Origin of the sequence: Pelomonas baiyunensis (assembly GCF_043555935.1) — a bacterium.
Classification (GTDB): domain Bacteria; phylum Pseudomonadota; class Gammaproteobacteria; order Burkholderiales; family Burkholderiaceae_C; genus Pelomonas; species Pelomonas baiyunensis.
In genome coordinates this window covers 109693-133957 of record NZ_JBIGIB010000003.1, presented here as the reverse complement: position 1 = coordinate 133957, position 24265 = coordinate 109693, and the positions used below count along the sequence as shown (strand labels likewise).

The following is a 24265-nucleotide window of genomic DNA, read 5'->3' as shown; positions in this document are numbered from 1 at the left end:
GTTGTTGTGACGGCGGGCGCAGTATCGCCAGCCGCGGCAGCGCCGGGCGGCGGCGTCAGACCAGGCCCAGGCTCTCTTCCACACCCAGGTGGACGTTCATGCTCTGCACGGCCGCGCCGCTGGCGCCCTTGCCGAGGTTGTCCAGCCGGGCCATGACCAGCACCTGCGTGTCCGACGCGAACACGAACACGTCCACGCGGTTGGTGTCGTTGCAGCCCTGCACATCAAAGAAGCCGCCCTCCAGCGTGGCCGCGTCGCGCAGCGGCATCACGCGGATGAAACGCTCGCCTTCGTAATGCGCGGCGATAGCGGCGTGCACGGCCTCGGGCGTGGTGCCGGGCGTGAACTGGCTCAGGTGCAGCGGCACGCTCACCGCCAGGCCCTTGTAGAAGCTGCTGACGATGGGCATGAACACCGGCGGCGTGGCCAGGCCGGTGTGGGCCATCATTTCCGGCAGGTGCTTGTGCTTCAGGCCCAGGCCGTAGGGGCGCGGCGCCTGCAGGTGGGCGGGCAGCGGCTGCTGCTCGTACTCGGCAATCATGCTTTTGCCGCCGCCCGAATAGCCGGTGATGGAGGTGGCGCTGACGGCCGCACTCGGCGGCAGCAGGCCGGCGTCCACCAGCGGGCGCACCGCCAGGATGAAGGCGCTGGCATGGCAGCCGGGGTTGGCGATGCGCTTGGCCGCGCGGATCGCGTCGCGCTGGCCCTGGGCCAGTTCGGGCAGGCCGAAGGTCCAGCCCGGCACGGTGCGGTGCGCGGTGCTGGCGTCGATCAGGCAGGTGTTGGGGTTGGTGATCATGGCCGCCGCCTCGCGCGAGGCGGCGTCGGGCAGGCACAGGAAGGCCACGTCAGCGGCGTTCAGCAGGCGGGCGCGCTCGGCGGGGTCCTTGCGCTTGTCGGCGTCGATCTTCAGCACCTCGATGTCGGTGCGGGCCGCGAGGTACTCGTGAATCCGCAGACCCGTTGTGCCCTCTTGTCCATCCACAAACACCTTGAACGTCATGCCTCGAACTCCTTGAGCGGAAATAATCGCGTCCGTGATTGTCTCTGCTGGAGCACACCCGCATGAAACCTCTCGTCAACCGTTGGGCCCTGGTCACCGGCGCCAGCCGCGGCATCGGCCAGCAGGTCGCCCAGGCGCTGGCCGAGGAGGGCTGCCGGCTCATCCTGCACAGCCGCACGCTCGACGCGACAGCCCCGCTCGCTGACCGCCTGCGCAGCCAAGGCACCCACGTGCACACGGTGGCGGCCGAGCTGAGCGACAGCGCCGCCGTGCTGCGACTCGCCGCCGAGGTGAGCGCCCTGTGCGGCGGCACGCTGGACATCCTCTACAACAACGCGGCGCTGATGACGCCCTATCACGCGGACTGGCTGAGCGTCGTGCCCGCCGACTACGAGCTGAGCTTTCGCGTCAACACCATCGCACCCATCCTGCTCAGCAACCATTTCCTGCCGGCGATGCTGGCCCAGGGTTGGGGACGCATCGTCAACGTGACCTCGGGCATCAAGGACCAGCCGGAACTGATGGCCTATGCCGCGTCCAAGGCGGCGCTGGACAAGTTCGTCCGCGACACCGCGCCCAAGCTCGCCGGCACCGGCGTCACGATGAACCTGCTCGACCCCGGCTGGCTGCGCACGGACCTCGGCGGCCCGAACGCGCCTGGGGCGGTCGAGAGCGTGCTGCCCGGTGCGTTGGTGCCCGTGCTGGCGACGGACGGCGTCAGCGGCCGATGGGTCAGCGCCCAGGACTTCGCGGGAGTCTGAAGCGATGCGCGTCCTGCTCCTCCCCGGCTGGCAGAACTCCGGCCCCGACCATTGGCAAAGCCGGTGGGAGCGGCTGCATGGCGACCTGCGCGTGGAGCAGCACGACTGGGACTGGCCGCGCCGCGGCGACTGGATGAGCCGCCTGGACGAAGTGCTGCTGCAAGACGACGCCCCGGCCCTGCTGGTGGCGCACTCGCTGGGCTGCCAGCTGGTGGCCAGCTGGGCCGAGCATTCGCAACACACCGCCCGCGTGAAAGGCGCGCTGCTGGTGGCCCCGCCCGACACCGAGCGCGACGACACCCCGCCCCAGCTGCACAACTGGCGCCCCATCCGCCGCAGCCGCCTGCCGTTTCCGAGCATCGCCGTCATCAGCAGCGACGACCCTTTTGGCGCCGCCGAGCGCAGCACGCAGATGGCGGCCGACTGGGGCAGCAGCGTCGTCATCGCCGGCCCGCGCGGGCACCTGAACGCCGACTCGGGCCTGGGCGACTGGCCCGAAGGCCGCGCGCTGCTGCACGGCCTGCGCACCGCCTGACCCCAGGCTCGATGCGGCACCACCCGCCACCCGACCCCCAGCGCCGCCAATGGCTGCTGGGCTCGGCCTCCTTCACTGCGGCCATGCCGCCGGCCACGGCGGCCGCGAGCCCGATCGAGGCTGTGTACCCGCGCATGCCTGAGCGGCCGGTCGACGGCTACGCCTACCAGCTGCTGCGCCTGGCGCTGGAGGCCTCGGGCCAGCCCTTCCGGCTGCGCCTGACGGCGGAAGAGCTGCCCTCGGTGCGGGCCTTCAAAAGCCTGGAGTCCGGCGAGTTCAACGTCATGGACGCCGGCGCCGCCCCACGCCTGGCCGAGCGCGCGGAGGTGCTGCCCTTTCCGCTGGACCTGGGCCTGTGCGGCTACCGCGTGATGCTGGTGCGCCGCGACCGCGTGGCCGCGCTGCGCCAGGTGCATGACCTGACCGACCTGCGCCGCCTGAGCTTCGGCCAGGGCCCCGACTGGGTGGACAACTACATCCTGCGCGCCGCCGGCCTGAGCGTGCAGGAGGCCGAATTCCTGGCCCTGTTCCGCATGCTGGAGGCGGGCCGGTTCGACGCCTTCCCGCTGGGCGCCGACGAAGCCGGCACGCTGCTGGACACCTTCCGGCACCTGGCCCCTTCGGTGGTGGTGCTGGAGGACTGGTGCCTGCACTACCGCTTTGCACGCGTGCTGGTGGTGCGGCGCGGCCAGCCCGCCCTGCGCCAGGCCCTGAGCCGCGGGCTGCAGGCCATCTTCAACGACGGCCGCGCCCAAGCCCTGCTGCGGCGCGACGCCCGCCTCGGCCCCGTGCTCACCGGCCAGCGGCCGCTGCCCGAGCGGGTGCTGCAGTTGCCCAACCCCCAGTGGACCCGCGCCTTCGACGCGATTCCCGAGCCGTTGATGTTCATGCCTGGCCGGCCGGCCCACTGAACGCATCCCCGACAATCCGCCCCATGGCAACGAAGAAACCCAAAGGCCTCGGCCTCGGCTTGGAAGCCCTGCTGGGCCCCAAGGTCAGCGACACCCCTGCCCCCGAGCGGGAGGGCACGCCCAGCACGCTGAAGCTGGAGCAGCTGCAGGCCGGCAAGTACCAGCCGCGCACGCGCATGGACGAGGGCTCGCTGTACGAGCTCGCCGAGAGCATCAAGGGCCAGGGCATCATGCAGCCCATCCTCGTGCGCCCGATCACGCCGAACGGCGGGGTGAGCTACGAAATCATCGCTGGCGAACGGCGCTTCCGTGCCGCCAAGCTGGCCGGCCTGCGCGAAGTGCCGGTGCTGGTGAAGGCCGTGCCGGACGAATCGGCCGCCGCGATGGCGCTGATCGAGAACATCCAGCGCGAAGACCTCAACCCGTTGGAAGAAGCCCAGGGCCTGAAGCGCTTGACCGACGAGTTCGGCCTGACGCACGAACAGGCCGCGCAGGCCGTGGGCCGCTCGCGCAGCGCCGCCAGCAACCTGCTGCGCCTGCTGAACCTGGCCGCCCCAGTGCAGAACATGCTGATGGCCGGCGACCTGGACATGGGCCACGCCCGCGCGCTGCTGCCGCTGGAAGGCGCCACGCAGATCACCACCGCGAGCGAAATTGCCGCCAAGAAGCTGAGTGTGCGCGAGGCCGAGAAGCTGGTGGCCAAGACCCAGGGCGCCGCGCGCCAAACGCCGCTGCTGCGCGTGAAGGGCGACAAGAGCCGCGACGTGCTGCGCCTGGAAGAAGAGCTGGCCGACGCGCTGGGCGCCACCGTGGAAGTGCGCGTGAAGAAGCGGACCAAGAAGGGCGGCCAAAGCGGTGAGCTGGCCATCCACTTCGACTCGCTGGACGCCCTGTCGGGCATCCTCGACAAGCTGCGCAGCGACGCGGGCTGACCCAGCGCCCCCTGCCGATCGCCCCCTGAGGCCGCGCAGCCTCAGTCAGCGTCGGCCACGCAGCGAAAACCGATCAGCCCCGAGCGATCCTTCGACGGGGCCATCAGCAGCAGCTTGCCGTGCTGGTCCAGCCGGCGCGTGTTGGGGAAATACCAGGACGCGCCCTGCGGCTGGTACGGGCTGCCGCCGCGCACGATGGCCGCGCGGGTGCGGTCGTCCTCGAACTCATCCGTCCACTGCCACAGGTGGCCCACCAGCTCCTGCACGCCGAAGGGGCTGGCCGCCTGCGGGTAGCGGCCCACCTCGGCCAGCACCGGCAGGTGGCGCGCGGTGTGGGTGGGGGGCACGAGGTCGTCGCGCCAGCCCGATCCCCACGGGTAGCGCCGGCCGTCGGTGCCCTGCGCGGCGTACTGCCATTCCCACTCATGCGGCAGACGCTTGCCGGCCCAGCGACAGTAGGCGCGGGCGTCTTCCAGGCCCACCCACACCACGGGGCGCTTCAGGTCTTGCGGCGCCGGCTGCCCGTCGCGCCAGTGCGCGAGGAAGTGGTGGTCGTCCGCCGGCCGGTAGCCCGTGGCCTGCACGAAGCGCGCGAACGCCTCGTTGGTGACCGGGTGCACATCGATGTGAAAGCGTTGGATGGCCATGCGGTGCACGTGCTCGCGCCGCGCGATGGTCTCCCACGGGTACTGCACGTCCAGCCCCGGGCGGTTCTCGCCTTCGATCTGCAGGCCCGTCACGCGGAAGTCGTAGGCCGGCGTGGCCGGCACCGTCACCATGCCGGCGGGCGCGGCCTTCACGCGCGGTGTGGGCGCCTGCGGCACGAGCCGCTGCGGCAGCGGCTTCCATTCGCGTGAGTACGCCGCGAGTGGCTTCTCGGCCAGCGCGCGCTGCGCCTGCAGCACCGGCTGGGCCGCCGCCACCGCGTCCGCGCTGCGCAGTTGCACCAACGCGCCGAAACCGCGCGGCTCCAACGCCAGGGTCACGGTGGCGCGGCCATCGGCGCCCACCTCGGCTTTCAGCTCGCGGCCGTTCCACGCGTCCACATAGCGCGCGCCCGGCTCGTGAGCCATGGTCAACGGCAGCTCGCCCACGGCGAAGTCGTTGCGGTTCACCACCGTCCACAGCGTGGCCGTGTCGCCGGGGAAGCGGCTGGCATACACGCCGTACTGGCCCGTGGGCACGTGCGGCTCCCAGCCCGCGCTGGACAGCAGCGCCGGCCAGCCGCGGTACACGCCGGCAATGCGCTTGAGCGCCGCCGCATCGCGCGGCGTGATGCCGTTCCACCACCCCCACACGTTCTCCCAACTCTGGATGCCCGTGCCGTTGAAGAAAGCCGCTTGCAGGATCTCGTGCCGGTCGGTGGCCCAGCGGTCGCACACATGCACCAGGTGGCGCGGCTCCAGCCACTTCCACTTGCTGACCATGGGCACGAAGGGCGTGTCCCAGTAGCCCCAGCTCAGCGTGTTGAAGGCGAGCATCGCGTCGTCCTGCAGCGGCAGCTCGGGCTCAAGCGCCATCGGCACGCCACGGGCCTCCGCGGCGCGCAGGAAGTCGAAGGGCAGGCCGGCCATGGTGTCGCCGTTCACGCCATCGGCGCCGATGGACGCGAGCAGTTCCACCGTCGCCTCGGCCTGGCTGGGGCCTTCGTCGCGCGTGCCCACGTCCCACGGCATGGTGGGGAAGAACACGCGCACGCCCTGGCGCTGGAAGTCTTGCACCATGGCCTTCACGCCGGCCACACCGCCGGGCATGTCGCGCAGCAGGTCCCACTGGTTGCGGTCGTCCACGCCGCTGTTGGGGTACACCGGCCACAGCAGCACGCTGTCGATGCCACCGTAGCGCTGGCGCAGGTTGTCCAGCAAGCGGCTCACGGTGTAGACGCGCTTCACCGGGTCGTACAGCAGGCGGTCTTCCACCATCACCTGCGGTTGTACGAAGCTGCGCTGCGTCCACTGCAGGTCGGGCCGGCGGTACTGGGCGTCGTCAAAGCCGATGCGCTGCAGCTGCTCGCGCCGCCATTGCTGCAGGGCCTGCAGCCACGCGGCGTGCGTGGTGGCGGGGTCGCGCCGCCAGTTGTTCATGCGGGCCAGCCAGTCGGGCTCGCCGCGGTCGTCCTGGTCGGGGCCGGCGATTTGCGTGCCGCGCACGGTGATCTTCATGGCGTTGGCGGAGGGGGTGTCGGCGGGTGCGGCGTGCGCGCCCAGGGCGCCCGCGAGCACGGCAGCGGCACACAGCAATGAAAGGCGGGGCATGGACGTCCTGGGCAGGGGCAAAGCCAAAGAGGGGCCCTCAACCAGCGGCCGGCGAAACCGCTTTCATGATGCCAGCGGCGCACCGCGCCCGTCATGCGCGGACGAACCCGCACGCCGCCTCGCCTTCATCGACAGGCCGCGAGTTGTTTCAGCGTGAAACACCCGGCCCCTGCCCTCAGCATGAACCCACCAAACCCGGGTGGTTCGTGTGGTTTGCCTGAAAAGTGACAGGTCTTGCCTGTGCGGCGGGCGTATGCTGGATCGCAACCCGTCAACCGAATGGCAAGCCGTGGTGTTGGAGGGTCAGCGGTGGTCTGTTCCTGCGATCAGCCTCCCGCGCCCGGCGGCAAGCTGGGTTGGTCGAGTGATTGGAGAGTTCCGATGACGCCTTGCAGTTGAGGCGCGATCAGAACCCCCCAGCCCCTCGGGCACGCATCGTGCCTGTGGCCCTGTGGAGTTCACACCGCAGGAGGTCGACATGGACGTGATCAGCCACTTCGCCGCGCGCTACGAGCGCAGCAAGGTCGAGGAACTCTCGCTGGAGGAGTACCTCGCCGAGTGCAAACGCAACCCCCTGGCCTACGCCACGGCCGCCGAGCGCATGCTCAAGGCCATCGGCGAGCCGCAGATGCTGGACACGCGCAACGACCCCCGGCTGTCGCGCCTGTTCGCCAACAAGACGATCAAGATCTACCCGGCCTTCGCCGAGTTCTATGGCCTCGAAGAAGCCATCGAGCAGGTGGTGTCCTACTTCCGCCACGCGGCGCAGGGGCTGGAGGAAAAGAAGCAGATCCTCTACCTGCTGGGCCCCGTGGGCGGCGGCAAGAGCAGCATTGCCGAGCGGCTGAAGCAGCTGATGGAGCAGGTGCCGTTCTACTCACTCGCGGGCTCGCCGGTGAACGAGTCGCCGCTGGGCCTGTTCGACCCCACCGAAGACGGCCCGCTGCTGGAGCGCGACTACGGCATTCCGCGCCGGTATCTCAACCGCATCCTCTCGCCCTGGGCCGTGAAGCGGCTGGACGAGTTCGGCGGCGACATCCGCAAGTTCAAGGTGGTCAAGCGCTATCCCAGCGTGCTCAAGCAACTGGGCGTGGCCAAGACCGAGCCGGGTGACGAGAACAACCAGGACATCTCCAGCCTGGTGGGCAAGGTCGACATCCGCAAGCTCGAAACCTACGCGCAAGACGACCCCGACGCCTACAGCTACTCCGGCGGCCTGTGCCTGGCCAACCAGGGCCTGCTGGAGTTTGTGGAAATGTTCAAGGCGCCCATCAAGGTGCTGCACCCGCTGCTGACCGCCACGCAGGAAGGCAACTACAAGGGCACCGAAGGCTTCGGCGCGATTCCGTTCGACGGCATCGTGCTCGCGCACAGCAACGAAAGCGAGTGGAAGACCTTCCGCAACAACAAGAACAACGAGGCCTTCCTGGACCGCGTCTACATCGTGAAGGTGCCGTACTGCCTGCGCGTGAGCGAGGAGGTGCGCATCTACGAAAAGCTCATCCGCGGGTCGTCGCTGTCGGAGGCCAAGTGCGCCCCGGGCACGCTGAAGATGATGAGCCAGTTCGCGGTGCTGACCCGGCTGAAGGAGCCCGAGAACTCGTCGCTGTTCAGCAAGATGCAGATCTACGACGGCGAGAACCTGAAGGACACCGACCCGCGCGCCAAGAGCTACCAGGAGTACCGCGACTACGCCGGCGTGGACGAAGGCATGAGCGGTATCAGCACGCGCTTTGCGTACAAGATCCTCTCCAAGGTCTTCAACTTCGACGCGGCCGAAGTGGCGGCCAACCCGGTGCACCTGATGTACGTGCTGGAGCAGCAGATCGAGCGCGAGCAGTTCCCGAAAGACCTGGAAGAAAAGTACGTCGGCTTCATCAAGGAGCAGCTGAGCCCGCGCTACGCCGAGTTCATCGGCAAGGAGATCCAGACCGCTTACCTGGAGAGTTATTCCGAGTACGGCCAGAACATCTTCGACCGCTACGTGACCTATGCCGACTACTGGATTCAAGACCAGGAGTACCGCGACACCGACACCGGCGAGGTGTTCGACCGCGCGGCGCTGAACGCCGAGCTGGAGAAGATCGAGAAGCCCGCGGGCATCTCCAACCCGAAAGACTTCCGCAACGAGATCGTCAACTTCGTGCTGCGGGCGCGCGCCAACAACGCGGGCAAGAACCCGAACTGGACGAGCTACGAGAAGCTGCGCACGGTGATCGAGAAAAAGATGTTCTCCAACACCGAGGAGTTGCTGCCCGTCATCAGCTTCAACGCCAAGGCCAGCGCCGAGGATGCCAAGAAGCACGAGAACTTCGTGCAGCGCATGGTGGACAAGGGCTACACGGCCAAGCAGGTGCGGCTGTTGTGCGAGTGGTACCTGAGGGTGCGCAAGAGCAGCTGAACATGAACCCCTCGTCCGACGCGTACATCGGCAGATCCCCCGAGGGGATGCGGGCCGGCTTGGGGCGGCCCGGCGCTCGGCCCGATTGAAAGGCAGCGAATGTCGCTCCAGCAAATCATCGATCGACGCCTCTCCGGCAAGAACAAGTCCATCGGCAACCGCGAGCGCTTTCTGCGTCGACACAAAGAGCAGATCCGCGAAGCGGTGAAGCGCGCGGTGGACGGCCGCGGCATCCGCGACATGGAGCGCGGCGAGGATGTGCACATCCCGAAGAAGGACCTCTCCGAGCCCGTCTTCGGCCACGGCGACGGCGGCGTGCGCGAGGTGGTGCGCCCCGGCAACCAGGAGTACGTGAAGGGCGACCGCATCGCCAAACCCAAAGGCGGGCAGGGCGGCGGCGGCAGTGGCAGCGGCGAGGCCAGCGACTCGGGCGAGGGGGACGACGACTTCGTCTTCCATCTCAGCAAGGAAGAGTTCATGCAGGTCTTCTTCGACGACCTGGCCCTGCCCAACCTTGCCCGCACGACGCTGGCCGACACGCCGGAATGGAAGAGCCAGCGCGCCGGCTTCGTGTCGGACGGCACACCCACCAACCTGCACGTGGTGCGCTCCATGCGCGGCGCACTCGGCCGGCGCATTGCACTGGGCATGGACAAGCGGCGCGAACTGCACGAGCTGCAAGCCCGCGAGCAGGACCTGCTGAAAGAGGACCGCCCGGAGACGCCTCGCCTGCTGGCCGAGACCCGCGAACGCATCGCCCACCTGCGGGCGCGGCTGGAGGCGATTCCCTTCCTCGACCCCATCGACCTGCGCTTTCGCGCGCGCACCCGCATCCCGGTGCCCACCACGCGCGCCGTCATGTTCTGCCTGATGGACGTGTCCGGCTCCATGGACGAAGGCCGCAAGGAACTCTCCAAGCGCTTCTTCATCCTGCTGTACCTCTTCCTCACGCGGCACTACGAAAAGATCGAGGTGGTCTTCATCCGCCACCACACGCAGGCGCAGGAGGTGGACGAGCAGAACTTCTTCCACGCCACCGAGACCGGCGGCACCGTGGTGTCCAGCGCCCTGGTGCTGATGGAGCAGATCATTCGCGAGCGCTACTCGCCGACCGAATGGAACATCTACGGCGCTCAGGCCAGCGACGGCGACAACTGGCACCACGACAGCGGCCGCTGCCGCGAGCTGCTGGCGGGCAAGATCCTGCCGCTGTGCCGCTACTTCGCCTACGTGCAGGTGGCCGAGCCCGAGCAGAACCTGTGGGAAGAGTACGAAAAGCTCGCGGAAGACCAACCCCACTTCGCGATGCGCAAGGCCGTGGAGGCGTCGCAGATCTACCCCGTCTTCCGGGAGCTGTTCAAGAAGGAAGGGGCCGCCGCATGAGTTCCCTGGAAAACCGCCGCAACCCCGGCCGCGCCGACGACCGCCGCGAGGTGGGCGAGCGCCGCGCGCACGACCCGCTGCGCCACATGCGCCCGCTGCTGCAGCGGCCCAGCGCCCCCCTGCCCTCACCCAACGACTGGACCTTCGAGCTCATCGAGGACTACCACGCCGTCATCAAGCAAACCGCCGAGCGCTTCGGGCTGGACACCTACGCCAACCAGCTGGAAGTCATCACCGCCGAGCAGATGATGGACGCCTACGCCAGCGTGGGCATGCCGGTGAACTACCGGCACTGGAGCTACGGCAAGGAATTCATCGCCACCGAGCGCAGCTACAAGCGCGGCCAGATGGGCCTGGCCTACGAGATCGTCATCAACTCCGACCCCTGCATTGCCTACCTGATGGAGGAGAACACGCTGGCCATGCAGGCGCTGGTCATCGCCCACGCCTGCTACGGCCATAACTCCTTCTTCAAGGGCAACTACCTGTTCCGCATGTGGACGGATGCGTCCTCCATCATCGACTACCTCGTCTACGCCAAGAACTACGTGGCCGACTGCGAAGAGCGCCACGGGCTGGACGCGGTCGAGACCCTGCTGGACAGCTGCCACGCACTGATGAACCATGGCGTGGACCGCTACCGCCGCCCCGCCAAGCTGAGCCTGGCCGAAGAGCGCGCCCGGCTGAAAGACCGCGAGCAGCACGCGCAGTCGCAGGTCAACGACCTGTGGCGCACCCTGCCCAAGAAGCCCGACCGGCCCGACGAAGCCACGGAAAGCCGCCGCTTCCCCGACGAACCGCAGGAGAACCTGCTGTACTTCATCGAGAAGAACGCACCGCTGCTGGAGCCCTGGCAGCGCGAGATCGTGCGCATCGTGCGCAAGATCGCGCAGTACTTCTACCCGCAGCGGCAAACGCAGGTCATGAACGAGGGCTGGGCCACGTTCTGGCACCACCGGCTGCTCAACCAGATGTACGACGATGGGTACTTGAGCGACGGCATGATGATCGAGTGGCTCAAGTCCCACACCAACGTTGTCTACCAGCACCCTGGCGCCAACTTGAATCCCTACGCGCTGGGCTTTGCGATGTACACCGACATCAAGCGCATCTGCGAGGCGCCGACGGATGAGGACCGCGCCTGGTTCCCCGACATCGCCGGCAGCGACTGGCTGCCCACGCTGGACCACGCCATGCGCAACTTCAAGGACGAGAGCTTCATCGGCCAATACCTCAGCCCGAAGCTGATGCGCGACTTCCGGCTCTTCGCCATCCTCGACGACGAGGCCAAGACCGAGTACGAGATCTCCGCCATTCACGACGAAGGCGGCTACCGCCACCTGCGCCAGGCGCTGTCACGCCAGTACGACCTCTCCACCCGCGAGCCCAACATCCAGGTCTGGAACGTGAACCTGCGCGGTGACCGGTCCCTCACGCTGCGCCACGTGCAGCACATGAACCGCCCGCTGCACGACAGCGCGCAGGATGTGCTCAAGCATGTGGGCCGGCTGTGGGGCTTTGCGGTGAACCTGGAAAGCGTCAACGCTCGGGGCGACGTGACGCGGCGCTGGAACGTGCCGGCGCAGGCGGGCTGATCAGCTCGCCAGCTTCAGCCCCACGATGCCCGCCACGATCAGCCCCAGACTGACGAGGCGGCCTACGGTGGCAGGCTCTTGGAACAACACCATGCCCAGCGCCGCCGTGCCCACGGCACCCACGCCCACCCAGACGGCATAGGCCGTGCCGACCGGCAGCGTCTTCATCGCCACGCCCAGCAGGCCCACACTGGCCACCATGGCGGCCACGGTCAGCACCGTGGGCAGCGGGCGCGTGAAGCCCTCGGTGTATTTGAGGCCGATGGCCCAGCCGACTTCAAGGAAACCGGCGATGACGAGGAGGAGCCAGGACATGGGTCAGCGTTGAATCTGAGCCGCGAGCGGTGGCTTGCCGATGCGAGCCGGCCCGCGTGACTGGTCAGCCATCACGGTGCCTCCATTCGTAACTTTGAAGTAGCGACTGCCTCCGAAGTAAAGCTATCAGGATGGCGGAGGATGACTGCCTCGAAAGCGAACTCCATGAGCCCCATTTCCGCCAACGCTGTGAAGCCGACAGAGACCTCACGCTTTGTCACCACGCGCTCAACAGCCGGAATGATTCCATGGCGCGAAATCATCTGCCAAGTTCGAGAAGCGCGTTGGCGCTTTCCCTTCTGGGCAGAAAGAACTTCCTCGTAAGCGAAAACAGCAAGCAGGCATTCGCGCTCGACTTCAGTTTCGGCACCGTAGGCATCTGCGCGAATCTGGACCGCGCGCTTTCTGGCTTGATCAGCGAGCTCCGGAGCGCCTCGCTCGCGTGCATTCACTGCGAACGACTCGCAGTCCGCTACGGTTTTCAGATTTGCAACTCGTGGGTCCACGGCGATGTGTGCTTTGTGATGGCTGACGTGTTCTCGGAAGACCGCCGCTGCCACCGATCCCGGCGCATCATTCGGGCAAATCCCTGCAGACGCTCGACTATGCCAACAATACATGGGCAAAAGCAGCATGTGCTGGCTACCGGGTAGCCGATGCATCACTCGACCCACCATCACCCAACGCCACCCGCCCCGGCGGCGTCAGCCGCAACTCGCGCGATCCCTCCACGCGCCGCAGCCAGCCCTTGGCCACCATCGCCTCCAGCCACGCCACCGCCAGCGGCCCGGCGAAGTGGTCACGGCGTTCGGACCAGTCCACGCAGTCGTAGAGCACGCGGCCCGTCGCTGTGAAGCCTTCGGGCGTCAACTCGGCCAGCGCTTCACGCCCCGCAGCACTGAGTTCGTAGCGCCCGTCCGGCGACGCCGTGACCCAGCCCTGGGCCAGCAGCTTCTCGCGCCACTGCACGCCCAACTCGCCGGCCAGATGCCCATAGCAGCTGCGCGCATGCCGCAGCCCGCGCATCGCCGGCTTCTGCCAACGCTGCAGGTCCGCCGCCGGGCCGGCGTCGCGGCTGTCGGCCACGCGCAGCAGGGCTTCCAGGGCGTGGGCCACGTCACCATCGGCCAGGCCGAAGTAGCGGTGCCGGCCCTGGGGCCGCACGCGGGCCAGGCCCTCGTCCACCAGCAGCTTCAAGTGGGCCGACATGGTGGCCGCCGTCACGCCCGCGTGCGTGGCCAGCTCGCCGGCGGTGTGCAGGCGGCCGTCCAGCAGCCGGGCGAGCACGCGGGCGCGCGTCGGGTCGGCAATGGCCGCCGCGATGCGGGCCAGGCGCGGCTCGGCGCCAGGGGTCATGGCGGCGCCGCCCGGCCGCCCGAAGGCGCCAGCGCGCCCCCTCGGGGGGCCGTGAGCGGCAGCGAGCGTGGGGGCGTCATGCCGGCACCTGCTCGCGGTCGTTCAGGCCGTAATCGCGCACCACGTGGGCCACGCGCAGCCGGTAGTCGGCGAACAAGCCCCCACGGCCGGCGGCCTGGGCCTCGCGGTGGCGTTCCATCTCGCGCCAGCCGCGCACGGCGGCTTCATCGCGCCAGAAGGACAGACTCAGCAGCCGGGCCGGGTCGCTCAGGCTCTGGAAGCGCTCCACGGAGATGAAGCCGTCCATGCGCTCCAGCAGGGGCTTGAGCACCGCGGCGTGGTCGAGGTAGGCGGGGCGGCCCGCCTCGGTGGGCTGCACTTCAAAGATGACGGCGATCATGGGCGCACATCCTCACAGAACGTGCGCTCCTCGCGGCGGATGAAGCGCTGGGCCTGGGCGAACTCGAAGTTGGCGCGCGCCTCGGGGTCGGCCTTGAGCCGCGTGCGGTAATCCTCGTAGGCGGCCAGCGAGTCGAAGCCGACCAGGCCCCAGGCCTCGTAATTCGTGCCCTCGTGCGGCAGCCAGTAGCCGAGCAGCCGGCCGCCCAGGCGCGGAATGATGTGGCCCCAGGCCTGGGCGTAGGTGCGGAAGGCGTCGCGCTGGAACGGGTCCAGCTCGTAGCGGATGAAGCAGGTGATGGCGGGCATGGCGGCTCCTCGTTGTCGATGCACCGCACTGTGTGCCGCCGGCACCGGGTGATGCTTCGCCGCGCAACGAAGCATCCAGCGAAGCCGCCACTCAGGCTTCACGGCCCGCCAACGAAAGGCTCAGCGCGGCGGCCGCAGCTTCTGAGCGCCCAGCACCAGGAACAGGGCGCCCGGCCCGAGCAGCGCCACCTGCTTGGCCAGCATGGCGGCCACCATCATCATCACGCCGGCGGCCACGAAGAGGTAGCCGCTGCGCCGGGTGGTGTCTGGTGAGGCCATGAAAACTCCCGAGCTGAAGGGCTGAAGGGGGCGGCGGCACGCTGCAGTGCCACGCGGGGTGCGGCGACTATGCCGCCAAACCGCACCCGCTGGATGGGGCTCAACCCCAGGCGCGCACCAGGTGCCGCATCGCGTCTGCCAGTTGGCCTGACAGCACCTCGCTCGGCGCCTGCGAGCCCGATTGCAGCGCCACCACCACCCAGGGCGCCCGGCCGCCGGGCGGGAACACCAGGGCCACGTCGTTCACCGCACCAGCCATGCCGGTGCCGGTTTTGTCCAGCACGCGCCAGCCTTCGGGCACGCCGGCGCGCAGGCGCTTCAGGCCGGTTTGGGAGGCCTGCATGTCGGCCCACAGGCGGGCCCGCGCGCTGCGGCTCAGGCCCGGCCCCAGCAGCAGGTGCTGCAGGGTCTGGGCGAAGGCCCGGGGGGTGCTGGTGTCACGCGCATCGCCGGGGGCGTTGTCGTTGAGCTCGATCTCCCAACGGTCCAGCCGGGTGACGGTGTCGCCCTGGCCGCGCAGCCAGGCCGTCAGGCCCGCGGGCCCGTTGCAGCAGTGGCGCAGCAACACGTTGGCGCAGGGGTTGTCGCTCTCCACCAGGATGCCCTGCACCAGCGCTGCCAGGCTGGCTTGGCCGTGGGGCAGCAGGCGGTCGAAGGTGGGGGCGTGGGGCACGCGGTCGCGCGGGTGCAGGGGCACGGTGTCGTCCCAACGCCAGCGCCCGGCGTCCACGCCCTGGGCCACGCAGGCGGCCAGCAGCAGCTTGAAGGTGGAGGCCATGGCGAAGCGCTCGTCCGCCCGGTGCGCCAGCGTGCGGCCGGTGGCGGTGTCTTGCGCGAAAAAGCCCAGTCGGCCGGCCGAGCCGAGTTCCAGCGTGGTCAGGTCCGGCAGCGCGGCGTGCGCGGGGCGCGCCCAAGCGAGCCCGGGCAGGGCGGGCAAGGCGGGCAGCGAAGGCAGCAGGTGGCTCAGCAGGCGGCGGCGGGCGTTCATGCGCTGCATTGTGTGGGGGCATGGCGCACAAGCTCGGTGCATGGCGGGCGTGTGACGGGGGGGTTGGCCGTCCTGAAACTGACTACTCCGTCAGACTTGCGCAACAGCGGCGCACCGGCGGTGGCAAGGCGCCAATGCTGCGCCGCACAATCCGCGCCGGCTCCGCAGTTGGAGCCGTTTTCCTTTTGGAGTCGTCCACCGATGATCGCCCCGCGCCTGAGCCTGCTGACCCTTGCCTTGAGCACCGCCCTGCCCGTCCTGGCCCAAGAAGCCCCCAAGGACCGCAGCCAGCTCGAAACCGTCGTGATCACGGCCGAGCGCCGTGCCGAGAACATCCAGGACGTGCCCAACGCCGTCAGCAAGATCAGCGGCGACAAGCTCGACGTGCTGGCCTCCGGCGGCCAGGACGTGCGCTTCCTGTCGGGCCGCGTGCCCAGCCTGAACATCGAATCCAGCTTCGGCCGCGCCTTCCCGCGCTTCTACCTGCGCGGCTACGGCAACACCGACTTCCGCCTGAACGCCTCGCAGCCGGTCAGCGTCATCGTGGACGACGTGATCCAGGAGAACCCCATCCTGAAGGGCTTCCCCATCTTTGACACCGCCGCGGTGGAAGTGGTGGCCGGCCCACAAGGCACGCTGTTCGGCCGCAACACGCCGGCCGGCGTGGTGAAGTTCGACTCGGTCAAGCCCAGCCACAAGCAAGACGGCTACGCCAGCGTCACCGTGGGCAACTACGGCACCCTCAACCTCGAGGGCGCGGCCAACCTGCCGCTGACTGGCGACTGGGCCGCCCGCATCTCGGCGCAAAGCCAGCGCCGCAGCGACTTTGTGGACAACGTCGCCCCGGGTGCGGCCACGCCCAAGACCGAGGGCTACCGCGACACCGCCGTGCGCGCCCAAGTGCTGTACGAGCCGCACAAGCAGTTCAGCGCCCTGGCCAACCTGCACGTGCGTGACCTGGACGGCAGCCCGCGCCTCTTCCGCGCCAACGCCATCAAGCGCGGCACCAACGACCTGGCCGACGGCTTCAGCGTCGACACCGTGGCCTTCAACGGCGTGAACGAGCAAACGCTCAAGCAAACCGGCGGCAGCCTGCGCCTGAAGTGGGCCCTGGACGGCCTGAACATCTACGCCATCACCGGCGGCGAGCACGTGAAGCCCCTGTCGCGTGGCGACATCGACGGCGGCGTGCCCGGCCAGGCCGGCGTGCCCTTCCAGTCGGAAACCGGCAGCGGCATGAACGGCCACCGCCAGCTGACGCAAGAGGTGCGCCTGGAGTCCAACACCTCGGGCCCCTTGAGCTGGCAAGCCGGCGTGTACCTCTTCGATGAGAAGTACACGATCGACAACATCACCTACAACACGACGACGCATGCCGACGTCGACCACATCTACACCGCGCAAACCAACAAGGCCTGGGCCACGTTCGGTTCGGTGAACTACGCCGTCAGCAACGAGCTGAAGCTGCGCGCCGGCCTGCGCTACACCAAGGACAAGAAGGACCTGTCCACCACCCACGCGGGCACGGGCCTGTTCAACACCTCGGCCGGCACCACCGCCCACACCGATGACGGCAAGTGGAGCGGCGACCTGTCGGCCACCTACAAGCTCGACGCCACCACCAACCTGTACGCCCGCTACGCCAACGGCTTCCGCGCGTCGTCGATGCAAAACGCCTCGGCCTTCGCGGGTCAGTCGCAAGCCGGCCCGGAAAACGTCAACAGCTACGAGATCGGCTTCAAGAGCGAACTGCTCAAGCGCACGCTGCGCCTGTCGGGCTCGCTGTTCACGTACACCGTGAAGGACCTACAGCTGACCGCGGTCGGCGGCAGCACCAACGCCACGCGCCTGCTCAACGCCAAGAAGGCCACCGGCAACGGCGCGGAGCTGAACCTGGAAGCGCTGATCACGCCGGACTTCCTGGTGACCTTCGGCGGCTCGCTGAACAACACCAAGATCAAGGACGCCGGCCTGGGCGTGCCCCCGGGCGGCTCGCTGAAGGTGGCCGGCGCCTTCCCGACGGTGAAGGACCCCATCGTCAACGGCAACGCCATGATCGACGGCAACCCGCTGCCCAACGCGCCGAAGTACACGGTCAACCTGACCGCCCGCTACAGCATGCCGCTGGCCAGCGGCGACGAGGTCTACGTCTACACCGACTGGGCCTACCGCTCCAAGGTCAACTTCTTCCTGTACGAGGCCACCGAGTTCACCGGCAAGGCCTTGACCGAAGGCGGCCTGCGCGTGGGTTACCTGTGGGGCAACGGCAAGTACGAGGCCGCCGGCTTCGTGCGCAACGTCACCAACCAAGTCCGCGTGACCGGCGCCATCGACTTCAACAACCTGACCGGCTTCGTCAACGAACCGCGCACGTACGGCGTGCAGTTCAAGGCGCTGTTCTGAAGCCCCTCGCCTGGTCTTGCCCTGCTGAACGCGGGCAAACCCAGTCGGTCCCCTGAGGGGACGGCTTGGGGCGGCCCGGCGCTCGGCCCGCCTCGACCCCCGCCTCACCGCCGTGGTGTGGCGCCCCGCAAACGCCGCCTTCGGGCGGCGTTTTTCATGGGCACGCCGCCACAATGGCTGCATGACTTCGCTGCTGCGCCGCCCCCTCGCTTCGACCCTGGCCCTGGCCTTCGCGCTGCCCCTGCTGACTGGCGTGGCCCAGGCCGCACCGCTGCAGGTGCGGTCCCTGACGCTCAAGCCCGGCCCTGACGCGGGCGAGCCGAACGCCGTGGCCTCCGGCTGGGCCGATGGGTCGGTGAAGATGCCGTTCATCGACGGCACCGGGCCGGTGGCCACGCGCATCAACGACGCGCTGTTCCTGGCCGCCATGGGCACCCCGGCGCCGGTCAAACCCGGGGCCACTTTCACCCCGCCCGCCCGCGACTTGCCCGAGGGCACGGCGTCGCAAGACTTCGAGGTGAACCGCAACGACGCCCGGCTGCTCGTCATCACGCTGAACGCCGAAGGCTGCGGCGCCTACTGCGAGGGCTACGACACGGTCTACAACTTCGACGCCCGCAACGGCTGGGCCGTCACGCTGCACGACTTGCTGCAGCCCGGCGCCCTGAACCCGCTGGGGCAGCGCCTGCAGAAGGAAGTGCGCAAGCGCTACGCCGACCAACTCAAGACCCTGCGCACCGAGCTGGCCGCCGCCCGCAAACGCAAACCCAAGGCCCCGGCCGACGAGATCAACGACCTGCAGGAGCGCATCGAGCTCAACGAAGGCTGCCTGGCCGACGAGAGCGGCACTCGCAGTGCCGCGCAGACGGTGCGCTATGCCCGCCTCAATCTGACCGGGCCCGGTCTGGGCCTGCACCTGGGCCGCTGCAGCAACCACGCCCTGCGCGCGCTGGACGACGTGGCTGAAATCAACATCACCCTGCCGCCCGCGGACGTGCGGCCGCTGCTCAACGCCTACGGCCGTGCGCTGGTGTTGGGCGAGGGCGAGGCCGGCCCGCCGGCACAGCCCTTCGGCCAGGTGCTGCACGGCAAGATCGGCCCGGCGGCCGTCACGCTGCGGCTGGACCGCCCGCTCTCGGGCGGCGTGTCGGGCCACTACTTTTACGACCGCTTCCGCCAGCTGATCCTGCTCAGCGGCACGCTCGAGGGCGACACCCTCACGCTGACCGAAACCGTGGACGACAAGACCGCCACCTTGCGCCTGAAGGTGCAGGGCACGCGCCTGCAGGGCGAATGGCAAGGCGGCGAGCGCCGCCTGCCCGTCTCGCTCAGCTGGTGAGGCGGCGGCCCGCCGCTCAGGCCTTGGGCACGCGCCAGATGGCGCAGAGCTTGTTGCCGTCGGGGTCGCGCACGTAGCTCAGGTGCATGGCGCCCATCGCGCCTTCGCGCAGGCCGGGCGGCTCTTCGATGCTGGTGCCGCCGTGGGCCACGGCCACGTCGTGGAACTGCTTCACCTGCTCGGCCGATTCGCACTTGAACCCAATGGTGCCGCCGTTGGCGTGGCAGGCCGGCTCGCCGTTGATGGGCTGGCTGATGCCGAAGGCATTGCCCGCGTGGCGGTAGAACACGCGCTGGTGGCCGGTGGCGGCGGTGTTGCGTGCGCCTTCGGGGGCGCCCAGCACGGCCAGCACCGCGTCGTAAAAGCGCTTGCTGCGCTCGATGTCGTTCGTGCCGACCATGATGTGGTTGAACATCGTTTGTCTCCTGAAAGTGGTGAACGCGCTGGATTGTGAACACCCCGGCGCGGGCCGACTCCGTCCGCCCTCAAGACACCCTCAAGACACCCTAAAGACACCCTCAGACCGCGAACACCTTGCCCGGGTTCAGGATGCCCAGCGGGTCCATCGCGGCCTTGATGGCCCGCATCACGGCCACCGCCTCATCGCCCGTCTCGTCGCGCAGGAAGGCCTGCTTGTGCAGCCCGATGCCGTGCTCGCCGGTGCAGGTGCCTTCCAGCGCAATCGCCCGTTCCACCATCTGCGCACTCAGGCGTTCGGCGGTGGCCAGCTCCTCGGGAAGTGCCGGGTCCAGCAGGTAGGCCATGTGGAAGTTGCCGTCGCCCACGTGGCCGACGATGAAATAGGGCAGGCCGGCGGCCTCCACTTCGGCAATGGATGCGTTGATGTTCTCGGCCAGGCGCGAGATGGGCACGCAGGTGTCCGTCGTGACTGCGCGGCAGCCCGGGCGCATCTGCAGGCCCGAGAGGTAGGCGTGGTGCCGCGCCGTCCACAGCCGCGTGCGGGCCTCGGGCGTGGTGGCCCACTCGAAGGCTTCGCCGCCGAATTCGCCCGCCACCTCTTGCACCACCGCCGCCTGCTCGGCCACGCCGGCCTCGCTGCCGTGGAACTCCATCAACAGCATGGGCTGCTCCTTCAAGCCCAGCTTGTCATGCGCGTTCACCGCGCGGATGGCGTTGGCGTCCAGCAGCTCGCAGCGCGCAATCGGCACGCCGATCTGGATGACCTGCATCGCCGTGCGCACGGCCGCATCGATGGTCGGGAAGAAGCACACCGCGGCCGACACCGCTTCGGGCAGCGGGTGCACCTTCACCGTCAGCTCGGTGATGACGCCCAGCGTGCCTTCGCTGCCCACCAGCAGGCGGGTCAGGTCGTAGCCGGCGCTGCTTTTTTTGGCGCGGGAGCCGGTGCGCACGATCTCGCCGTTCGCGTTCACGAAGCGCAGGCCCAGCACGTTCTCGCGCATGGTGCCGTAGCGCACCGCGTTCGTGCCGCTGGCGCGCGTGGCGGCCATGCCGCCCAGGCTCGCATCGGCCCCAGGGTCGATGGGAAAGAACAAGCCCTCGTGCTTCAGCGCCTCGTTGAGCTGCTTGCGCGTGACGCCGGGCTGCACGGTCACCGTCAGGTCTTCGGCGTCGATGCGCAGGATGCGGTCCATGCGCGACACATCCAGGCTGATGCCGCCGCGCACGGCCAGCAGGTGGCCTTCCAGCGACGAGCCCGCGCCGTAGGGAATCACCGGCACGCGGTGTGCTGCACACGCCGCCACCGCCTGCGCCACCTCGGCCTCGGTCTCGGCAAACACCACCGCCTGCGGGGGCGGCACGTCGAACACCGACTCGTCGCGCCCGTGCTGCTGACGCACCGGCAGGGTGGTGCTCAGGCGGGTGCCGAACATGCGCTGAAGGGCGTCCAGCAATGCGTCCGGCAGTGGGGCCGCCAGGGTTTCGGGCATGACGGGCGCATTCATGGGCATAACTCCTGATCCATATCAGGCCATTGTGTTGCAGCCCCTGCGCGCCAGTGCCAGCATCGAGACGTTGCAACCCGGAGACCGATCATGAACATCACCTGGTGGTTGTTGATCCTGGCCGTGGCGCTGATTGCACTGGGCGTGTTGCGCCTGGATGTGCTGCTGGCCCGCTGGCGCGAACTGGTGGGCAGCACGCCCCGCGCCGGCACGCTGCCCGCCGAGCCGCCGGGGCAACCCGCAGCGCCGCACGGTGCCGGCCTGCACCCGCACGACGCCCCGACGCCCAAGCCGGGCTTTCACCGCAGCGGCCATCGCCACTGAGCCTGCTTGGGGACAATGGCGGTCTGTTCCGCTTTGCAGACCGCCACATGGGCAACCGCCTCTCTCAAATCGCCACCCGCACGGGTGACGACGGCACCACCGGCCTTTCCGACGGCAGCCGCGTGCCCAAAGACCACCTGCGCGTGCAGGCCATGGGTGATGTCGACGAACTCAACTCCAACCTCGGCGTGCTGCTGGCCGAGCCCCTGCCCGCCGATGTGCGCGACCTGCTCGTCGTCATCCAGCACGAGCTCTTCAACCTGGGCGGTGAACTCTCCTGGCCCGGCGGCTCGCTGCTGAAAGACGCTGCCGTGCTGCGCCTGGACGAAGCGCTGGCGCACTACAACGAGCACCTGCCGCGCTTGAAGGAATTCATCCTGCCCGCCGGCACGCGCAGCGCGGCCATCGCCCACGTGTGCCGCACCGTGGCCCGCCGGGCCGAGCGGGCCGTCATCACGCTGGCGGCGCACGAGTCCATCCACGCCGCCCCGCGCCAGTACCTGAACCGCCTGTCGGACTTGCTCTTCGTGCTGGCCCGCGTGCTCAACCGCGCCAACCTCGACGGGCTGGGCGGCGACGACGTGTATTGGCAAAGCGAGCGGATGAAGCAGCTGGACGCGGCCGAGAACTGACCCGCCAAGCCCGCCAACGGGCCCACTGCAGCAGGCTTCAAGCCGCGCGGCGCCACAGGCGCCACACCACCCAGGCGCCCCGCGCCCATCGCCACAGTCGGGCACGGCGGGATCGGCCGGCCGTTGCAAAGAAGGCCGCGCCGCCGCCCAGCAGGGCGCGCACGGCCGGGTCGGCCAGCCAGCCCTGCAGCCAGAGCCAGCGGCGGCCCCAGCGGTCACCGCGCTCGCCCAGGTCGCACACGGCGGCCACGGCCTGCCCGCGCATCACCTCGGAGGCCAGCAGCAGGTCCTCTTTGCGCCGCAGGCGCGCGGCGGGGTCGTCCGGGATGTGCGGAATCATGAATTCGTCGGCGGACGCAGCGCGTCCGCATCGGCCCGCAACTCACCGATGCTGGACTGGAACAGGCTGGCCGGCTGGTGGATGAGGCCACGCACCTTTTGAACCGCCAGCGCGGCCGCCGCGAGCAGCAGCAGCGTGCCGCCGCCCAGCGCGAGCAGCCGGTGGCTGTCCCACAGCGCCACGGTCACCAGCACCAGGGCCATCAACAGCCCGAAACCGGCCAGCAGCGCGCCCAGCACCGCCCACAACAGCAGGCTGGCGATGCGCTCCTTCTCCTCCTGCGCCTCGATGGCGAAGAGCTCCAGCCGGATGCGGCCCAGCGTGATCAGCGAGGCGCCCAGCCGCCGCAGCGGCTCGGACACCGGCGTGGCGGTGTCGAGGTTCACGGGCACCGCCTTCAGCGGCGGCCGATGAGCACGCCCAGGGCCAGGCCCACGGCGGCGGCCACGCCAATCGCCTGCCAGGGCTTGGCGTGCACGTAGTCGTCGGTGGCCACGGCCGCGTCCTTGGCGCGCTGCACGGCTTCGTGCTGGACATCCAGCCACTTTTCCTTGGCGCCCACCAGGCGTTCCTGGATGCGGGCGCGCAGGGCCTGCACTTCGGTGTCGGCCTTGTTGGTGGTGGCGGTCATCAGCGCGTCGATGTCGTTCATCACGGCGCCGAAATCGTTGGCGAGTTGCTTCTTGGCCTGGGTGGTGTCGGTCATCGCAGACTCCATGGTGGGGTTCAACACGAAGTCAGCCTAACGCCGCTTTGCGCGGCGAACATGATCTGGCGCAAAGCTTGCGCGCTTGTCCTACACGGCCGCAGCCGCCTGGCGAAGCCGTTGCGCAAAGGCCTCCCGCAGCGCGGCCGGCGCCAGCACCTGCACCTGCCCGGCATGGCGCAGCAGGTCCATCAGCAGCTCGGTGTCGTCCACGTAAGGCAGGTGCAGGCGCCAGCGGCCGTCGGGCAGGAATTCGCTGCGCTGCGCGGGGTGCCATTCCTCACGCGACACCCACGCCGCCGTCTCGGCACTGAACACGAGCTCCGCCTCGCGCGGCGTGCCGCCGGCAAAGATGCCATAGCCCTGGTCCAGCTCGGCCTCCAACTCGGCCAGCGGCACGGCCTTGGCCGGTGTGTCCAGCAGCACAGCGCTCTCGATGCCGTCCAGCGCAAACCGCCGAAAGCCCTCGCTCGCATGGCACCAGGCGTCCAGGTACCAGCTGTGGCGGTGGTGCACCAGGCGCTGGGGCGACACCTCGCGCTCGCTGGCGGCGCCGTCGCGCTTCTTGCGGTAGCGAATCGCCAGGCGCAGCCGCTTCACCACCGCGCTGCCCACGGTCTCGAAGCCATCGCTGGCCACGCGGCGGCGGGCCGTGCCGATGAGCTTCACGCGGCGGCGCAGTTCGTCGGCCTCGGTCGCGTCCACACCCAGCATGCCGGTGATCTTGTCGAACATGGGCTGCAGGTGGCGGCCCACCACGCCCTGGTCGTCCAGCCCGGCCAGCATCTGCTGCATGGTCAGCAGCGCGTGCAGTTCCGCCTCGTTGAACCACACACCCGGCAGCTCGTGCTTGCCGCCGCGCCATTGCTGGCCGAAGCGGTAGCCGTTGTCGGCCGCGTCGTACTCGATGGGCGCATCCATGCGCTCGCGCAGGTACGCCAGGTCACGCTTGAGCGTGGCGGGCGACACCTCCAGCGCCTCGCGCAGGGTCGCAAACGAAACGCAGCCCCGCGAGCGGATCAGGTGTTCGATCTTGTAGAAGCGTTCGGTGCGGTCCATCGGCGGGGTGGGTCCTGAAAATAATCACAGTGCTTTCCCTGTGGATCATCTCATGAGCCACCTGGCTCACAGACTGCTTGCAAGGCCCGCGAATGTTTCGGCGAGCCTCTGA

At 68.9% G+C, this 24265-nt stretch carries 26 protein-coding genes; 11 read left to right on the top strand and 15 right to left on the bottom strand.

Going from position 1 to position 24265, the window contains the following annotated elements; all coding sequences use genetic code 11:
- Window positions 1-55: 55 nt before the first annotated feature.
- Window positions 56-1003, bottom strand: a complete 948-nt coding sequence (argC, locus tag ACG01O_RS11085) for an N-acetyl-gamma-glutamyl-phosphate reductase (protein ID WP_394384484.1) — start codon at window positions 1001-1003, stop codon at window positions 56-58.
- Between the two features lie 62 nt (window positions 1004-1065).
- Between argC and ACG01O_RS11080 the strand changes: the two genes are divergently transcribed.
- Genes ACG01O_RS11080 through ACG01O_RS11065 form a run of 4 tightly spaced genes read left to right on the top strand, consistent with a single transcriptional unit; the run spans window position 1066 to window position 4142 of the window.
- On the top strand, window positions 1066-1764 hold the full coding sequence (locus ACG01O_RS11080; protein ID WP_394384481.1) for an SDR family NAD(P)-dependent oxidoreductase: 699 nt from the start codon (window positions 1066-1068) through the stop codon (window positions 1762-1764).
- 4 nt (window positions 1765-1768) lie between these two features.
- A complete protein-coding gene (locus ACG01O_RS11075) occupies window positions 1769-2299 on the top strand; it encodes an RBBP9/YdeN family alpha/beta hydrolase (RefSeq protein ID WP_394384479.1) in 531 nt (176 codons plus the stop codon).
- Between the two features lie 11 nt (window positions 2300-2310).
- Complete coding sequence (locus ACG01O_RS11070) at window positions 2311-3210, top strand: substrate-binding periplasmic protein (RefSeq protein ID WP_394384477.1); 900 nt, start codon at window positions 2311-2313, stop codon at window positions 3208-3210.
- Between the two features lie 23 nt (window positions 3211-3233).
- Window positions 3234-4142 carry a ParB/RepB/Spo0J family partition protein gene (locus tag ACG01O_RS11065; protein WP_394384475.1) on the top strand — a complete coding sequence of 303 codons (909 nt, stop codon included), beginning with the start codon at window positions 3234-3236 and terminating at the stop codon, window positions 4140-4142.
- 41 nt (window positions 4143-4183) lie between these two features.
- Here the strand turns inward: ACG01O_RS11065 and ACG01O_RS11060 are convergent, their stop codons facing one another.
- The gene (locus ACG01O_RS11060) at window positions 4184-6397 is read right to left on the bottom strand and encodes a formylglycine-generating enzyme family protein (RefSeq protein WP_394384473.1); all 2214 of its coding nucleotides are present in this window, start codon (window positions 6395-6397) and stop codon (window positions 4184-4186) included.
- 478 nt (window positions 6398-6875) lie between these two features.
- On the opposite strand from ACG01O_RS11060, the gene ACG01O_RS11055 reads away from it, so the two are divergent.
- From ACG01O_RS11055 to ACG01O_RS11045, 3 genes are all read left to right on the top strand, one after another.
- The gene (locus tag ACG01O_RS11055; RefSeq protein ID WP_394384471.1) at window positions 6876-8798 is read left to right on the top strand and encodes a PrkA family serine protein kinase; all 1923 of its coding nucleotides are present in this window, start codon (window positions 6876-6878) and stop codon (window positions 8796-8798) included.
- A 99-nt stretch (window positions 8799-8897) separates the two neighbouring features.
- A complete protein-coding gene (locus tag ACG01O_RS11050) occupies window positions 8898-10181 on the top strand; it encodes a YeaH/YhbH family protein (protein ID WP_394384469.1) in 1284 nt (427 codons plus the stop codon).
- Window positions 10178-11776, top strand: coding sequence for a SpoVR family protein (locus ACG01O_RS11045; protein WP_394384468.1), 1599 nt, complete (start codon window positions 10178-10180; stop codon window positions 11774-11776). The genes ACG01O_RS11050 and ACG01O_RS11045 overlap by 4 nt, the downstream gene beginning before the upstream one ends.
- On the opposite strand, the gene sugE is transcribed toward ACG01O_RS11045, so the two are convergent.
- The 7 genes from sugE to bla form a co-directional block, all read right to left on the bottom strand.
- Window positions 11777-12091 (bottom strand): quaternary ammonium compound efflux SMR transporter SugE, encoded by a 315-nt coding sequence (gene sugE / locus ACG01O_RS11040; protein ID WP_394384466.1) that lies wholly within the window; start codon window positions 12089-12091, stop codon window positions 11777-11779. It abuts the gene before it with no gap.
- A 71-nt stretch (window positions 12092-12162) separates the two neighbouring features.
- Window positions 12163-12726 (bottom strand): hypothetical protein, encoded by a 564-nt coding sequence (locus ACG01O_RS11035; protein WP_394384464.1) that lies wholly within the window; start codon window positions 12724-12726, stop codon window positions 12163-12165.
- Window positions 12727-12733: 7 nt separating this feature from the next.
- Entirely contained in the window at window positions 12734-13447 is a 714-nt protein-coding gene (locus ACG01O_RS11030) for an ArsR/SmtB family transcription factor (RefSeq protein WP_394384463.1), read from the bottom strand.
- Window positions 13448-13523: 76 nt separating this feature from the next.
- On the bottom strand, window positions 13524-13847 hold the full coding sequence (locus tag ACG01O_RS11025) for an antibiotic biosynthesis monooxygenase family protein (protein ID WP_394384461.1): 324 nt from the start codon (window positions 13845-13847) through the stop codon (window positions 13524-13526).
- Window positions 13844-14155 (bottom strand): NIPSNAP family protein, encoded by a 312-nt coding sequence (locus ACG01O_RS11020; RefSeq protein ID WP_394384459.1) that lies wholly within the window; start codon window positions 14153-14155, stop codon window positions 13844-13846. The genes ACG01O_RS11025 and ACG01O_RS11020 overlap by 4 nt, the downstream gene beginning before the upstream one ends.
- A gap of 120 nt (window positions 14156-14275) precedes the next feature.
- On the bottom strand, window positions 14276-14434 hold the full coding sequence (locus tag ACG01O_RS11015) for a hypothetical protein (RefSeq protein ID WP_394384457.1): 159 nt from the start codon (window positions 14432-14434) through the stop codon (window positions 14276-14278).
- Between the two features lie 100 nt (window positions 14435-14534).
- Window positions 14535-15422, bottom strand: coding sequence for a class A beta-lactamase (bla, locus tag ACG01O_RS11010; protein WP_394384455.1), 888 nt, complete (start codon window positions 15420-15422; stop codon window positions 14535-14537).
- 201 nt (window positions 15423-15623) lie between these two features.
- On the opposite strand from bla, the gene ACG01O_RS11005 reads away from it, so the two are divergent.
- A complete protein-coding gene (locus tag ACG01O_RS11005; RefSeq protein WP_394384453.1) occupies window positions 15624-17825 on the top strand; it encodes a TonB-dependent receptor in 2202 nt (733 codons plus the stop codon).
- Window positions 17826-18006: 181 nt separating this feature from the next.
- Window positions 18007-19164, top strand: a complete 1158-nt coding sequence (locus ACG01O_RS11000) for a hypothetical protein (protein WP_394384451.1) — start codon at window positions 18007-18009, stop codon at window positions 19162-19164.
- A 16-nt stretch (window positions 19165-19180) separates the two neighbouring features.
- On the opposite strand, the gene ACG01O_RS10995 is transcribed toward ACG01O_RS11000, so the two are convergent.
- Window positions 19181-19579 (bottom strand): VOC family protein, encoded by a 399-nt coding sequence (locus ACG01O_RS10995; RefSeq protein ID WP_394384449.1) that lies wholly within the window; start codon window positions 19577-19579, stop codon window positions 19181-19183.
- Window positions 19580-19682: 103 nt separating this feature from the next.
- Window positions 19683-21092 carry an FAD-binding oxidoreductase gene (locus ACG01O_RS10990; protein ID WP_394384448.1) on the bottom strand — a complete coding sequence of 470 codons (1410 nt, stop codon included), beginning with the start codon at window positions 21090-21092 and terminating at the stop codon, window positions 19683-19685.
- A 90-nt stretch (window positions 21093-21182) separates the two neighbouring features.
- Here ACG01O_RS10990 and ACG01O_RS10985 point away from each other — a divergent pair, with 90 nt between their 5' ends.
- Together ACG01O_RS10985 and ACG01O_RS10980 are read left to right on the top strand one after the other, a co-directional pair.
- The gene (locus ACG01O_RS10985; RefSeq protein WP_394384447.1) at window positions 21183-21416 is read left to right on the top strand and encodes a hypothetical protein; all 234 of its coding nucleotides are present in this window, start codon (window positions 21183-21185) and stop codon (window positions 21414-21416) included.
- Window positions 21417-21463: 47 nt separating this feature from the next.
- Window positions 21464-22048 (top strand): cob(I)yrinic acid a,c-diamide adenosyltransferase, encoded by a 585-nt coding sequence (locus ACG01O_RS10980; RefSeq protein ID WP_394384445.1) that lies wholly within the window; start codon window positions 21464-21466, stop codon window positions 22046-22048.
- A 37-nt stretch (window positions 22049-22085) separates the two neighbouring features.
- On the opposite strand, the gene ACG01O_RS10975 is transcribed toward ACG01O_RS10980, so the two are convergent.
- The 4 genes from ACG01O_RS10975 to ACG01O_RS10960 form a co-directional block, all read right to left on the bottom strand.
- Window positions 22086-22388, bottom strand: a complete 303-nt coding sequence (locus tag ACG01O_RS10975; RefSeq protein WP_394384444.1) for a hypothetical protein — start codon at window positions 22386-22388, stop codon at window positions 22086-22088.
- Window positions 22385-22774, bottom strand: coding sequence for a phage holin family protein (locus ACG01O_RS10970; RefSeq protein ID WP_394384442.1), 390 nt, complete (start codon window positions 22772-22774; stop codon window positions 22385-22387). The genes ACG01O_RS10975 and ACG01O_RS10970 overlap by 4 nt, the downstream gene beginning before the upstream one ends.
- 11 nt (window positions 22775-22785) lie before the next feature.
- Entirely contained in the window at window positions 22786-23094 is a 309-nt protein-coding gene (locus ACG01O_RS10965; RefSeq protein WP_394384440.1) for an ElaB/YgaM/YqjD family protein, read from the bottom strand.
- Between the two features lie 90 nt (window positions 23095-23184).
- A complete protein-coding gene (locus tag ACG01O_RS10960; RefSeq protein WP_394384438.1) occupies window positions 23185-24153 on the bottom strand; it encodes a helix-turn-helix transcriptional regulator in 969 nt (322 codons plus the stop codon).
- Between the last annotated feature and the right edge of the window lie 112 nt (window positions 24154-24265).

What these genes read in the sequence shown, in the direction of transcription:
- sugE (WP_394384466.1), bottom strand. Translation starts at nt 12,091, where the DNA reads ATGTCCTGGCTCCTCCTCGTCATCGCCGGTTTCCTTGAAGTCGGCTGG.
- ACG01O_RS10965 (WP_394384440.1), bottom strand. Translation starts at nt 23,094, where the DNA reads ATGACCGACACCACCCAGGCCAAGAAGCAACTCGCCAACGATTTCGGC.
- ACG01O_RS10975 (WP_394384444.1), bottom strand. Translation starts at nt 22,388, where the DNA reads ATGATTCCGCACATCCCGGACGACCCCGCCGCGCGCCTGCGGCGCAAA.
- ACG01O_RS11045 (WP_394384468.1), top strand. Translation starts at nt 10,178, where the DNA reads ATGAGTTCCCTGGAAAACCGCCGCAACCCCGGCCGCGCCGACGACCGC.
- ACG01O_RS11005 (WP_394384453.1), top strand. Translation starts at nt 15,624, where the DNA reads ATGATCGCCCCGCGCCTGAGCCTGCTGACCCTTGCCTTGAGCACCGCC.
- ACG01O_RS11025 (WP_394384461.1), bottom strand. Translation starts at nt 13,847, where the DNA reads ATGATCGCCGTCATCTTTGAAGTGCAGCCCACCGAGGCGGGCCGCCCC.
- ACG01O_RS11070 (WP_394384477.1), top strand. Translation starts at nt 2,311, where the DNA reads ATGCGGCACCACCCGCCACCCGACCCCCAGCGCCGCCAATGGCTGCTG.
- ACG01O_RS10990 (WP_394384448.1), bottom strand. Translation starts at nt 21,092, where the DNA reads ATGAATGCGCCCGTCATGCCCGAAACCCTGGCGGCCCCACTGCCGGAC.
- ACG01O_RS11060 (WP_394384473.1), bottom strand. Translation starts at nt 6,397, where the DNA reads ATGCCCCGCCTTTCATTGCTGTGTGCCGCTGCCGTGCTCGCGGGCGCC.
- ACG01O_RS10995 (WP_394384449.1), bottom strand. Translation starts at nt 19,579, where the DNA reads ATGTTCAACCACATCATGGTCGGCACGAACGACATCGAGCGCAGCAAG.
- bla (WP_394384455.1), bottom strand. Translation starts at nt 15,422, where the DNA reads ATGAACGCCCGCCGCCGCCTGCTGAGCCACCTGCTGCCTTCGCTGCCC.
- ACG01O_RS11020 (WP_394384459.1), bottom strand. Translation starts at nt 14,155, where the DNA reads ATGCCCGCCATCACCTGCTTCATCCGCTACGAGCTGGACCCGTTCCAG.
- ACG01O_RS11055 (WP_394384471.1), top strand. Translation starts at nt 6,876, where the DNA reads ATGGACGTGATCAGCCACTTCGCCGCGCGCTACGAGCGCAGCAAGGTC.
- ACG01O_RS11030 (WP_394384463.1), bottom strand. Translation starts at nt 13,447, where the DNA reads ATGACCCCTGGCGCCGAGCCGCGCCTGGCCCGCATCGCGGCGGCCATT.
- ACG01O_RS10980 (WP_394384445.1), top strand. Translation starts at nt 21,464, where the DNA reads ATGGGCAACCGCCTCTCTCAAATCGCCACCCGCACGGGTGACGACGGC.
- ACG01O_RS11080 (WP_394384481.1), top strand. Translation starts at nt 1,066, where the DNA reads ATGAAACCTCTCGTCAACCGTTGGGCCCTGGTCACCGGCGCCAGCCGC.
- ACG01O_RS11000 (WP_394384451.1), top strand. Translation starts at nt 18,007, where the DNA reads ATGACTTCGCTGCTGCGCCGCCCCCTCGCTTCGACCCTGGCCCTGGCC.
- ACG01O_RS10960 (WP_394384438.1), bottom strand. Translation starts at nt 24,153, where the DNA reads ATGGACCGCACCGAACGCTTCTACAAGATCGAACACCTGATCCGCTCG.
- ACG01O_RS10985 (WP_394384447.1), top strand. Translation starts at nt 21,183, where the DNA reads ATGAACATCACCTGGTGGTTGTTGATCCTGGCCGTGGCGCTGATTGCA.
- ACG01O_RS11075 (WP_394384479.1), top strand. Translation starts at nt 1,769, where the DNA reads ATGCGCGTCCTGCTCCTCCCCGGCTGGCAGAACTCCGGCCCCGACCAT.
- ACG01O_RS11015 (WP_394384457.1), bottom strand. Translation starts at nt 14,434, where the DNA reads ATGGCCTCACCAGACACCACCCGGCGCAGCGGCTACCTCTTCGTGGCC.
- argC (WP_394384484.1), bottom strand. Translation starts at nt 1,003, where the DNA reads ATGACGTTCAAGGTGTTTGTGGATGGACAAGAGGGCACAACGGGTCTG.
- ACG01O_RS11065 (WP_394384475.1), top strand. Translation starts at nt 3,234, where the DNA reads ATGGCAACGAAGAAACCCAAAGGCCTCGGCCTCGGCTTGGAAGCCCTG.
- ACG01O_RS11035 (WP_394384464.1), bottom strand. Translation starts at nt 12,726, where the DNA reads ATGCTGCTTTTGCCCATGTATTGTTGGCATAGTCGAGCGTCTGCAGGG.
- ACG01O_RS11050 (WP_394384469.1), top strand. Translation starts at nt 8,898, where the DNA reads ATGTCGCTCCAGCAAATCATCGATCGACGCCTCTCCGGCAAGAACAAG.